This is a genomic window from Delftia sp. K82 (assembly GCF_002193035.1).
In the GTDB taxonomy this organism is placed as follows: Bacteria; Pseudomonadota; Gammaproteobacteria; order Burkholderiales; family Burkholderiaceae_C; genus Comamonas; species Comamonas acidovorans.
Genome location: NZ_MYFL01000001.1, coordinates 2,187,097 through 2,199,245, shown reverse-complemented (window position 1 = coordinate 2,199,245; position 12,149 = coordinate 2,187,097). Strand labels below are relative to the sequence as shown.

The window sequence follows — 12,149 nt, the reverse complement described above, 5'->3', positions numbered from 1 at the left end:
GCGCACAGCGCCGACATTCCCCAGTGCAAAAAGTATCTCCACGCCAGCCTTTCCAGGCCAATGCCGACGGACGCGCAAGCTATGCGTTCTATTGATGGCCACAGGCAAAAAGGCCGGCCACCCAGAGGTGACCGGCCTTCGTTCATCAAGAATCCAGGGACTGAGCGGGCTGCCTCAGGTGCAGTCCCCTCTCATGCCAGCTTCCCCAGTCCTGCCAGCAGCTTGTCCAGCGTGATCGGGTAGTCGCGAACCCGCACGCCGGTGGCGTTGTGGATGGCGTTGGCAATGGCTGCGCTCACGCCGCAGATACCCAGCTCGCCCACACCCTTGGCTTTCATGGGCGAGGCCATGGGATCGACCTCGTCCAGAAAGATCACTTCCTGGTGCGGGATGTCGGCATGCACGGGCACCTCGTAGCCTGCCAGGTCATGGTTGACGAAATAGCCCAGGCGCTTGTCCACGGCCAGCTCTTCCATCAGTGCCGCTCCCACGCCCATGGTCATGGCGCCGATGACCTGGCTGCGGGCCGTCTTGGGGTTGAGGATGCGGCCGGCCGCGCAAACGGCCAGCATGCGGCGCACGCGGACCTCGGCGGTGAAGGCGTCCACGGCGACCTCCACGAAGTGCGCGCCAAAGGTGGACTGCTGCATCTTCTTGTCCAGCACGCCGAATTCGATGGCATCCTCGGCCGTCAGGTCGGCGTCGCCGGCAGCGCTGACCAGGGCCCGGCGCTTGCCGCCCGCCTGCACATGCCCATCCGAGAATTCGGCCGTCGCCGGGTCCATGCCCAGCTTGCGCGCCACGGCCTCGCGCAGCTTCAGGCAGGCGGCATAGACGCCGGAGGTGGCACTGGCCGCACCCCATTGCCCGCCCGAACCGGCCGACACGGGAAAGCCGGAATCGCCCAGCCGCACGCGCACCTGCTGCATCGGCAGGCCCAGCATCTCGGCCGCCGTCTGGGCAATGATGGTGTAGCTGCCCGTGCCGATGTCGGTCATGTCGGTTTCCACGGTGAGCATGCCCTGCCTGTCCAGGCGCACGCGGGCGGCGGACTTCATGACAGGGGCGCCTCGGTAGGCGCCGGCCATGCCCAGGCCGATCAGCCAGCGCCCTTCGCGTCGTTGGGCCGGCTGGGGATTGCGTTGGCTCCATCCGAAGCGCTCGGCGCCCGTGCGCAGGCACTGCACGAATTCACGGCGGGAAAACGGCTTGTGCTCCTGGCCAGGGGTGCCCTCCTTCGCCTGGGGTTGCGGCTTCTCGCCGCTGTCCGGCACCACCTGGGTGTCGTTGCGGATGCGCAGCTCCACGGGATCGATGCCGAGCTTTTCTGCCAGCTCGTCCATGGCGACCTCCAGGGCCATGTGCCCCGTGGCTTCGCCGGGGGCGCGCATGGCATTGGCCTCGGGCAGGTCCAGCACGGCCAGGCGCGTGGCGGTCATGCGATGGGTGCCGGCATACATGCGGCGGGTCTGGTCCACGGCACCGTCCGCCGATCCTCCGGACTGGTCGCCCGACCAGCTTTCGTGGCCGATGGCGGTGATCCTTCCGTCCTGCCCTGCCGCGATGCGCACACGCTGGATGGTGGCCGGGCGGTGCGTGGTGTTGTTGGCCATCAGCGGGCGCTGCAGTGCGACCTTGACGGGCCGGCCTGCCGCGCGGGCGCCCAATGCGGCCAGCAGTGCGTCGGCCCGCAGGAACAGCTTGCCGCCAAAACCGCCGCCAATGAATGGCGAGACCAGGCGCACCTTGTCCTTGGGAATGCCCAGCGTCTTTGCCAGCTCGCCCTGGCCCCAGGCAATCATCTGGTTCGAGGTCCATACCGTGAGCTGGTCGCCCTTCCATGCGGCCAGCGTGGCATGGGGCTCCATCATGGCGTGCGACTGGTCTGGCGTGGTGTATGTGGCGTCCACCTTCACGGGGGCAGAGGCGAAGGCACCGTCGAAGTCACCAATGGCCGTATCCGGCGCATCGCCATTGATGCTGTCGGGCGGCACGGCGGAGTCCTTGGCCTTGGCCAGGTCATAGGCGCCAGCCACAGGCTCGTAGTCCACACGGACCAATTGCGCGGCAGCGCGCGCCTGCTCGAAGGTTTCCGCCACCACCAGGGCCACGGCCTGGTGGTAGTGGGCCACCTGGGGGCCTGCCAGCAGCGGCGCGGTATTCATCTTGCCCTGGCCCAGCTTGCCAGCGGTCTGTGCGGTGACGATGGCGAGCACGCCGGGCGCGCGGCTTGCCTGCGCCAGCCCGATGCTGCGGATGCGGCCCTTGGCAATGGCCGAGCCCACCACATAGCCATAGGCCGGGTGCTGGACCACGTCATGCCGTTCATAGGCATACGGCGCCGTGCCGGTGGTCTTGAGCAGGCCGTCGATGCGGTTCATCGGCTGGCCGATGATTTTGAGCTGGTCAATGGGGTTGACCGTTGCGGGGGTGTCGAATTTCATGGCGTCAGCTCCTTGCCTGATGCAGCACGGCGGCAAGTGTGCGCTCCGCCAGCGGGAGTTTGAAGGCGTTGTCGTGCGTGGGCCGGGCGCCCGCCAGCAGGCGGTCGGTGACGGCCTTGGCTCCCTGCGGCATCAACGCTTCGGCAGCCTCCATTCGCCAGGGCTTGTGCGCCACGCCGCCCAGGGCCACGCGCCCGCTGCCGTCACGCTGCACGATGGCGGCCACCGACACCAGCGCAAAGGCATAGGAGGCGCGGTCACGCACCTTGTGATAGATGTGCGTGCCGCCCGGCGGCGGCGGCAGGGTGACGGAGGTGATCAGCTCTCCGGCCTGCAAGGCCGTCTCTACATGCGGCGTGCTGCCGGGCAGCCGGTGGAAGTCGGCAATGGGGATGACGCGGGCCTTGCCGTCGGCCTGGACGGTTTCCACCGCGGCGTCCAGCGCGCGCAGCGCCACGGCCATGTCGCTGGGGTGGGTGGCAATGCAGGCCTCGCTGCCGCCGATCACCGCATGCTGGCGGCTCACGCCGGCAATGGCCGAACAGCCGCTGCCCGGCACGCGCTTGTTGCACGGCATATTGGTGTCGTAGAAATACGGGCAGCGGGTGCGCTGCAGCAGATTGCCGCCTGTGGTCGCCATGTTGCGCAACTGGCCGGAGGCGCCGGCCACCAGGGCGCGGGTCAGCACGCCGTAGTCACGCCGCACGCGCGCATGGGCGGCCAGGTCGCTGTTGCGCACCAGCGCGCCTATGCGCAAGCCGCCCTGCGCGGTGGGCTCCACGGTATCCATGCCGGTGCCGTTCACATCGACCAGATGCACGGGGGTTTCTATCTGCAGCTTCATCAGGTCCAGCAGATTCGTGCCCCCGGCGATGAAGCGGGCGCCCGGCCGGGCCGCCACGGCGGCGGCAGCCTGCGCGGGGGACTGGGCGCGTTCGTAGGTGAAGGCAATCATGTCCGCCCCTCCCCCGCCACTTCGGTGATGGCATCGACGATGTTGGAATACGCCCCGCAGCGGCACAGGTTGCCGCTCATGCGTTCACGCAGTTCATGGGCCGACACCACGGGCTGGGCCACGATGTCTTCGCTGGCATGGCTGGGCATGCCTTGCCGGATCTCGTCGAGCATGCCCACGGCAGAGCAGATCTGCCCCGGCGTGCAGTAGCCGCACTGGAAACCGTCGTGACGCACGAAGGCGGCCTGCATGGCGTGCGGGGACTGCGGCGTGCCAAGACCTTCGATGGTGGTCACGGCGGCGCCCTGGTTCATCACGGCCAGGCTCAGGCAGGACACCACGCGCCGGCCATTCACCAGCACCGTGCAGGCCCCGCACTGGCCATGGTCGCAGCCTTTCTTGGTGCCGGTCAGGTGCAGATGCTCGCGCAGGGCGTCGAGCAGCGTAGTGCGGGTGTCCAGGTCCAGGCGGTGTTCCTGGCCGTTCACCTGCAGGGTGACGGGCAGTTGGACCCCTTCAGGGATGGAGGGAGGCTGCACTTGCGCGCCGGCCGATCGAGGCACGGCCGTTGCCGCAGCCGTGGAGGCACCTGCAATCAGCAGGTCCCTCCGCGAAACGGGAAGCTGGGTGTTGTGTTCCATGGGGCGTCCATCGTGTTGGCTCTTCGTGGGGCGTGCACACTGCTGCGAACACGCCGCTCCAAGCATCGGTTCAGGACGCGTCTCGGGTTGTAGGTGATGGTCCAACGTCCGGGACATCGGGTTGTCCGATGACGGATCAGCGCATGCAGACGTGCGATGGCTCCCGGCCCATGCAAAGGCAGCGCCAGCAAGGCGCCCCAGCCTTTGCCGATGTGCCCTGCCCCGGCTTTGCTCCGGCGATGGGCCTAGGCCGCAGGCGGCACGTCGCCGCGCTGCATGCGCTCGAAGGCCTTGTCGATTTCCTCGGAGCGTATGGCGCCCGCAGCCGGCACGGGGCGGCCCGCGCGCTGGGCGTCGATCTGCTCTTGCATGCGCGTGGCCACCTGCATCAGCACGCGGTGCAGGCCCAGCTGCTGGCGGCGGGCCTGGTCCAGGTGCGTGACCACGGGCTCCAGGGACTGGGCCAGCGACCGGGTCAGCAGTTGGCCCAGCATGTGAACCAGGGCCTGACGGTCCTGGGCGGCCTGCACCTCCGACGGGGTGCTGGCCTGGGTGCCGACGGGCTCGCTGGCCGCCCTTTGCGCCATCAGCTCGCGTATGCCGTGCAGCGAGTCGCCTGCGGCACTTTGGGTTTGCAGCAGCCGCGCCAGCAGAGCCTGAAGCGCCTGTAGCGTCTGGGATTGGTCAGCGTCCCTGGCGGCGGCCTGTGCGGCCGCTGCCGATGCGTGGGCCTGGTCGGCGGCGCCTTCCTGCACCGCCTGCTGCTGGGACTGGGACACCGACTGGGCCACTTCGCGCGTGGCGGCGACCAGATCGACCAGCTGTGCCGTCACGCGCGTGGCGGCGTCGGCATTGGCGCCGCCTGCGGCCTGGCGGCGCAGGAACTGCTGGCGTATCTGCTGCCAGCGGGCGCTGTCCTCGTCGCTCATCTGCCCGCGCAGCTCGGCGAGCTTGAGCAGGTTCTCCTCGGCGCCCGTGGTCAGCATCTGCGCTTCGCCCTGGTAGTGGTCGGCCAGCATCTGCTGCATTTCCTGGTCGTTCATCACGGGCGTGATCTTCTCGGCCAGCTTGTTCATGTTGCGGTAGCTGCCCTGCAGCCGGAAGGCCGGCTCGGTGCGGTAACCGTCGTCCTGCGCGGCGCTCTGGATGTACTGCTGGTTGACCTTGAACACCAGCTCGCGCACCTGCACCATGCGGGCCAGCACGGCCTCGATCTCGCGCAGCTCGGCCGATGAATAGTCGTGCGACAGCGCATTGCCCGAGACCTCCCGGCCCTGCGCCTTGTCCAGCAGCAGGTACAGGTCCTGCAGGCTGCGCGTGGCCATCGGCGCCAGCACGGCGTTCGAGGTCATGCTGTTTTCGATGTAGCTGAGCTTGAACACCTCCTGCATTCCGCCCAGCACATCGCCCAGGTTGTAGATGTCGGCACGGTTGGCCAGCATGTCGGGGATCTTGAAGACCTCGCCCGACTCGGTGTACGGGTTGCCCGACATGACCACGCAAAAGCGTTTGCCGCGCATGTCGTGGGTACGGGTCTGGCCCTTCCATACGCCCTCGATGCGGCGCGTGCCGTCCGACAGCGAGATGAATTTCTGCAGGAACTCGGGGTGCGTGTGCTGTATGTCGTCGATGTACAGCATCACGTTGTTGGCCATCTCCAGCGCCAGGTTGAGCTTTTCCAGCTCCTTGGCCGCCGTGGCGTCCGGCGCCTGGGCCGGGTCCAGCGAGCGCACGGAGTGGCCCAGCGCCGGGCCGTTGATCTTCATGAAGATCAGGCCCAGCCGGTTGGCCACGTACTCCATCAGCGTGGTCTTGCCGTAGCCGGGTGGCGAGATCATCATCAGCAGGCCCATCTGGTCGGTGCGCTTGTTCTCGCCGGCCACGCCGATCTGCTTGGCCAGGTTGTCGCCGATCACGGGCAGGTAGATCTCGTTGATGAGCCGGTTGCGCACAAAGGACGACAGCGGCCGGGCCTTGAATTCCTCCACCCGCACGCGCGAGCGCCAGTCCTGCAGCAGCTGCTGGCGCAGCGCCTGGTAGCGGCCGAATTCGGGAACAAAGGTACGGAAATGGCGCGCGGCGCGCTGGCCCAGGTCGTCGATCTGCAGCCACATGCGGCCGTCCGCAATGCGCGGATGCTGGCCCAGCAGGCCCGGCACTTCGTGGCGCAGGTCCACGCTGCTGACCTTGCAGGGCAACTGGCCGGCACAGCACAGCCAGGCGGCGGCCTCGCCGCAGTAGGCCAGCCAGGCCTGCCCTTGCCCGTCGTCCAGCGCGCGGCAGGCGGTCTGCAGCCAGTGCAGCGCGCTGCGCCAGCGCTGGTCCAGCGGCGCCACGGCCTTGTCGCGCCGGTCCTCGCCCTGCCAGTAGGCCTGCATTTCTTCCCAGCGCTGCAGCGGCTGGGCCTGCTGCTGCACGGCGGCCTGCAGCGCGGCAATGGCCGACTGGCTGTAGCTGGAGAAGGAAAAGCGCACGACCTTTTGTGCCAGCTCGGCCTGCAGGTAGTCGGCGGCGCCGTGGATCAGGCTGTCGATATCGCTGTCTGCGGGCGCCGCCTGTCCTGGCAGCAGGTCGCGCAGCAGGCCCCGCTCTTCGGCATAGGCGCGCAGGCGCTCGGAGATGTCGGTGCGCAGGCTCAGCTGTTCGGCCTCGCTGCCGAACATCTGCTGCATGGCCTGGGCCTGCTGGGCGCGCAGCGGCCACTGCGCCATGGCGGCAGCCAGCTGCGGCTGCTGCACCTGGGCCTGTGCGCTCCAGAACAGCAGGGCCAGCGCACGGGCGTCGGGCGCAAAGCGCAGCACGCCGGCGGCATCGCGCAGGGGCAGCAGCACCTGCAGGATGCGGGCCGCATCATGGTCGTGGATGCCGCGCTCATAGCCTTCGCGGTAGCGCGGCGCGGAGAATTCGCGGATGGCCTGGGTCAGCGCCGCCTCGTCGGGCAGCAACTGGGCCAGCCGGGCCTCGCTCCAGCCGTCACGGCGCTGGCGCGCAGCCAGCACCACTTCCAGGGCCAGGTATTCGCCCCGGTAGAACTGCGGCGATTCGGCCGGCGTGGAGGCATCCCAGTAGGCCTGCAGGGCGGCCAGCTCCGGGTTGTCCATGGGCTCGAAATACTCGGTGCCGACCAGGTGCAGAAACAGTTCGCCGTTGCGCGGCAGCAGGGTCAGGTCCAGCTCCTGGTTGCCCACGCTGAAGCGGTGGCGGCCCAGGCGGATGATGGCGCCGTCGCCTTCGTACAGCTCGGTGCGGTCCTGCAGCGCGCGAAACGCCTGGTCGCGCAGGTTCTTGACGCGGCCGTCGATGTCGTCGGCCTTGACCGGGTCATGCAGTTGCTCGCGCAGGCGCTGGGCCAGCTCCTTGAGCTTGCCGATCAGCGGATCGCCTGCAAAGAACGCATGCAGCGCGTCGGCACTGGCGAGCTTTTCGGTGCGCTTGGGCAGGCTTTGCACGATGCGCAGGGCCGCGTCCAGCACGCCCTGCGCCTTGCGCTGGCGCTCGTCCTGCAGCGACTGGCGGCGCGCCTCGAAGCTCTCCAGCACTTCCTCGCGCTTGGCCATGATGTCGCCGAGGAACTGCTCGTGCTCGCCGAAGCGGCTTTCGATTTCCTCCAGCTGCACCAGCAGGCGCGCCAGCTGCTCGTCGCATTTCTCGGGCGTCTGCGCCAGGCCCAGGGCGCTGACGATGCTTTGCGAGAACAGCGCCAGCTGGGCGGCGAACTGGGCCACGTTCTCGGCGCCACCCAGGCCCGACCGGCGCTGCTCGGCGCGTGCACGCACCTGGTTCAGGCGCGCGTAGACGGCCGAGATGCGATCCACCACCTGGGTGCGCTGCGTGGCGTCGTCGATGGACAGGCTGCCCATCAGCTCGGACAGCATGTCCAGCGCGGCCGCCATGTCGGCCATGCGCGCCAGCGGCTCGTTGATCTGCGCCACCGTGGCTGCCGCCTGCGCGGCCTGGTCCAGTGCCTGCAGCTGCTCGGCATAGGGCTGCATGGCCTCGTCGGTGGCAATGAAGGCGGCCGTGCGCTGGGAGACTTCGGCCTGGGCCTCGTTGACGCCCTGCACCATGGTGTCGATGGCGGCCTGGTCCACATAGCGCAGGTCGCGCGTGGCCATGAGCTGGCCGCGCAACTGGCCCAGCTGGGTGAGCGCGTCCACGTACTCGCCAATGCTTTTCCAGTCGGCCAGCCGCAGTGTCTTGAGCAACTGGCCGTGGCGGCTGGAAACCTCGCCCATGGCCTTGGCCGAGGCGTTGCGGATGCTCTCGACCTTTTCGTACTCGTCGATGACCGCATCACCCGTGGCGACGATGCCCAGCAGGGTCTCGTGCACGCCCTTGAGCTGCGGCGCGCCCAGCCAGTGGTAGCGCTCGAACAGGCGGCGCGCGGCGTCGATCAGGCGCTCGTAGCGCGGCAGAGAGACCTCGGTGGCCGCGATTTCCTTGCGCACGCTGTACAGGTCGGAGATGCCGCTGACCAGCTCGGCATTGCCGATGCGGCCCAGGAAGCTGTCGCGCTGCGGCTGGCGTGCCGCATAGTCGTCCGAGGCAAAGGGCGTGCGCCAGACCTGCATGGGGTGCACGCGCGAGGCCTCGTTGCTCTCGGCCGCGAAGATGACGACGCGCCCGTCGTCCATGCGCGCATAGCCGTGGCCGATGATGGGCGGCTGCAGGGCGCGCTCGATCAGGTTGTACTTGAACAGCGCCATGCGCCCGCTCTCGGGCTCGTAGAACACGTAGAGCACATCCTCGCCGTTGGGCGAGCGGATGCTGCGCCGGTAGCGCATGCCCTGCATGTTCTGCTCGAACGAGCGGTTCTCGCCGCTTTGCAGGTAGTAGCCGCCGGGGAAGATGATGCCGTGGTCCTGCGGCAGCTGGATGCAGGCCGCGCCGATGGCGTCCATGCGCAGCACCTGGCGCGACAGGGTGTTGAAAATCAGGTAGCGCCACTGCTCTTCGCGGTAGGGCAGGATCTTCAGCAGGATCAGGCTGCCGACGGCGGCGTACTCGAACACGGCGTCGTCCAGCGACTGGTTCTTCTCCTGCACGGGCTCGCTGTAGATGCCCAGTCCGTCGTTGGTGTTGTTCTCGACCTTGATGGTCAGCGTGCCGCCCAGGGTCTCGACGAAGACCTTGTCCAGCACGTTGATGTGCGGGTGGCGCCCCTGCACCAGTTGCTCGCGCCCGGCGCGCTGCCACTCGAAGTCATGCGGTGCGGGCAGCTCGATGTCGCGCTCGCCCCGGTTGTCTATGTAGCGGATGGGCTGGCCATCGACGGGCACGGACCAGCGGAATACGCGCACATCGGACAGGCGCTCGCCAATCTGAAAGCTCGCCAGCAGCTTGCCGTCGCGCACGGCCAGCTGCATCAGCCGGGTGTTCTTGTAGTAGGCGTACAGCTCCTGGAAGTCCTGCACGAAGCTCTGTATGCCCAGAAAGCTGTCCTTGAGATCGACCGGCGTGACCTCGTAGCCCTGCTCTCCCTCGTGCAGGCGGTACAGCACGAACACGTCTTCCACGCGCGTGGACTGCTTCAGGCCCATGAAGACGTTGTAGCCAAACAGCAGGTAGCCGCCGACCTGGGCGATGTCGCGGCCCAGGCAGTTGTTTTCGGTGCGCACGCGCATGCGCCCGATGACTTCCATCTGGCTGCGGCCGAATTCCTCCAGCCGCTCCTCGTTGAGCTGGCGTGCCAGCGTCTCCAGTGCCTGCCCCTGGCCGTCAAGGCGCTTGGCCAGCACTTCGTAGGAGCCGCCGCTGGCGACTGCCTGGTCCACGGCGGAGGCCGCGGTGTCGGGGGACAGGGACTGTGAAGACGATGGGGACGGTTGGGACATGGGCGTCACGGGCTTTCGCGTGTCAGGGACCATTCACGCCCTCCCCGGCCAGCTGACTGGCAGGCAGGCGGGCGGAGGAAGGCGGATGCGGGAGGCTGGGCAGCCGGTGGAGGGAGCGGCCGGGCGGCCGCCCCGTTCAGTCGACCCTCTGCGTGGGCGGCAGGCCCTTGCCGTCGCCCAGCGCGTTCAGCAGCGATGCGCCGCCCTTGCCACTGAGGAACTTGCTGATCAGGTCCTGCACGATGGGGCTCTTGCCCGCCACGCCTTCCACGGCCTTGCCCACGGACAGCGCCTTGGCGAAGTTGTCGAAGAAGGCTCCCTCGCCACCCACGATGTCGATCGTTGGCCTTGCTGAGCGCGGCCGACAGCACCTCGGACTGGTCCTTGGCCACGCTCTTGTTGGCCTCGATGGCGGCCAGCGCCTGCTCGAAGTTCTTCTCCAGCTGCATGCGGAACTCCTCATGCGAGCGCGCCTGGTCGGACAGCGAGGCCAGCGCGGTGAACTTCTCGGTCAGGCCCTTGGCCTCGGCGAAGAGCTTGTCGCGCAGCACATCGGCCTCGGACATGCCCACGTCGCGGGTGACCGTGGCCTTGGTGGCGCCCACCTGGGCTTCGCCGCGCGCCTGGGCCAGCAGGCGCTCTTCCAGCACCTTGGCATCGGCCAGGCCCTGCTTTTCGTTGGCGTCGGCCGTGGCCTCGATGACGCGCGCTTCGGCCAGGCCCTTTTCCTGATGGCCCTTGGCTTCGGCCATCAGCTTCTCGGCAATCACGCGGGCCTGGGCCAGGCCTTCCTTTTCCAGGGCGGCGGCGGTGACTTCGCGCACCTTGGCATCGGCCAGGCCGGGCGCGGCGCGCTCGACCTCTATGGCCTCGGCCAGCTTCTTCTTGGCCTCGGCGGTCTTGCTGGCCGCTTCCAGCTCGGCCTGGGCCATGGTCGTGACTTCCACGGCCTTGTGGCGCGAGGAAGCCTCTTCGGCCTCGGCCTTCTTGACCTGGCGCACCATGTCTTCCTCGGCCTGGGCCTGGGCAGTCAGCACGGTGACCTGCTTCATGCGCTCGGCCTCGGAGACCACGCGCACTTCCTTGATGCGTTCCTCTTCCTGGGCCACGGACTTTTCCACCACCACGCGCTCGCGCACCACGTTGGCGATGTTGGCCTTCTCGACCTCGATGGCTTTTTCCTTCTCGATGCGCTGCAGCTCCACCTCGCGCTGACGGGCCACGATCTCCAGCTCCTTGGCGCGCGTGACCTTCTCGACCTCGATCACCACGGCACGCTCACGGTTTTGCTGGGCCACGGCCACTTCGCGCTGGCGGTTTTCCTCACGGATGTCCAGCTGCTCCTGGGTCTGGATGCGCGCCTGTTCGGCCTTCAGGCGCTCTTCTTCCTGCACCTTCTGGGTTTCGGCCTGCTCGCGCGCCTGGATGGTGGCGATCTCGCGCTTTTGGCGCGCCTCGGCATCGGCCTGCTGGCGCTCCAGCGCCAGCATGGCTTCCTTGGTCTCCACGTTCTTCTTGGTGATGGCCAGGTCGGAGTTGCGCTCGAGCTCGTTGGTGACGATGTTCTGGTTGGCCGTCAGCTCGGTGATCTTGCGGATGCCCTCGGCGTCCAGGATGTTGTTGGGGTCCAGCGAGGACTTGGGCGTCTGCTCCAGGTAGTCGATGGCCACGTCTTCCAGCACATAGCCGTTGAGGTCGTTGCCGATGACATGGATGATCTGGTCGCGGAAATCCTGGCGGTTCTCGAACAGCTTGACGAACTCGATCTGCTTGCCCACGGTCTTGAGCGCCTCGGAGAACTTGGCGTTGAACAGCTCGTTGACGGCCGTCTTGTCCGAGGCCCGGTCCACGCCGATGGCCTTGGCCACCTTGAGCACGTCCTCGGCCGTTTCATTGACGCGCAGGTAGAAGGCCACGGTGATGTCGGCGCGCATGTTGTCGCGGCAGATCAGGCCTTCCTTGCCGCGCCGGTCGATCTCCAGCGTCAGCAGCGAGATCTGCATGAACTCCTTCTTGTGGATCACCGGCAGCACCAGGCCGCCCGTGAACTTGACCTTGGGCTGCGACGTGGTGTCGTTGATGATCAGCGCCGTGCCCTGCGGAACCTTGATGTAGAAGGCCTTGACCAGGGCGAACAGCCCGAGGATGACGACGAAGACGGAACCGATCACCACCCCGGCGACGATGTACCACTCCATGTTGCTCATGTTCATGCGAATCTCCCCTGTGAATTGCTATCTGTGAAAACGCTGAAAAAACGGAAAGGCCGCGCCCG

Annotated in this window: 5 protein-coding genes; all 5 read right to left on the bottom strand. The window is 67.6% G+C overall.

The annotated features are described in order from the left end of the window. Positions 1-191: 191 nt before the first annotated feature. The 5 genes from paoC to KDK82_RS09700 all read right to left on the bottom strand — a co-directional run bounded on the left by paoC (position 192) and on the right by KDK82_RS09700 (position 12,087). The gene (paoC, locus tag KDK82_RS09720; protein WP_088164723.1) at positions 192-2,444 is read right to left on the bottom strand and encodes an aldehyde oxidoreductase molybdenum-binding subunit PaoC; all 2,253 of its coding nucleotides are present in this window, start codon (positions 2,442-2,444) and stop codon (positions 192-194) included. Between the two features lie 4 nt (positions 2,445-2,448). Next, positions 2,449-3,399 carry a xanthine dehydrogenase family protein subunit M gene (locus tag KDK82_RS09715; RefSeq protein WP_088164722.1) on the bottom strand — a complete coding sequence of 317 codons (951 nt, stop codon included), beginning with the start codon at positions 3,397-3,399 and terminating at the stop codon, positions 2,449-2,451. After that, positions 3,396-4,040 (bottom strand): aldehyde dehydrogenase iron-sulfur subunit PaoA, encoded by a 645-nt coding sequence (gene paoA, locus KDK82_RS09710; protein ID WP_088164721.1) that lies wholly within the window; start codon positions 4,038-4,040, stop codon positions 3,396-3,398. Before paoA ends, KDK82_RS09715 begins: the two co-directional genes overlap by 4 nt. A gap of 245 nt (positions 4,041-4,285) precedes the next feature. Next, positions 4,286-9,874: a DNA repair ATPase gene (locus KDK82_RS09705; protein ID WP_256974437.1), complete on the bottom strand. Its 5,589-nt coding sequence runs from the start codon at positions 9,872-9,874 to the stop codon at positions 4,286-4,288. A gap of 5 nt (positions 9,875-9,879) precedes the next feature. Then, complete coding sequence (locus KDK82_RS09700) at positions 9,880-12,087, bottom strand: hypothetical protein (protein WP_256974436.1); 2,208 nt, start codon at positions 12,085-12,087, stop codon at positions 9,880-9,882. Positions 12,088-12,149: the final 62 nt, after the last annotated feature.

Bases quoted from the DNA above. Each gene is read 5' to 3' on its own strand.
- KDK82_RS09715 (WP_088164722.1), bottom strand. From the start codon at position 3,399: ATGATTGCCTTCACCTACGAACGCGCCCAGTCCCCCGCGCAGGCTGCC.
- KDK82_RS09700 (WP_256974436.1), bottom strand. From the start codon at position 12,087: ATGAACATGAGCAACATGGAGTGGTACATCGTCGCCGGGGTGGTGATC.
- KDK82_RS09705 (WP_256974437.1), bottom strand. From the start codon at position 9,874: ATGTCCCAACCGTCCCCATCGTCTTCACAGTCCCTGTCCCCCGACACC.
- paoC (WP_088164723.1), bottom strand. From the start codon at position 2,444: ATGAAATTCGACACCCCCGCAACGGTCAACCCCATTGACCAGCTCAAA.
- paoA (WP_088164721.1), bottom strand. From the start codon at position 4,040: ATGGAACACAACACCCAGCTTCCCGTTTCGCGGAGGGACCTGCTGATT.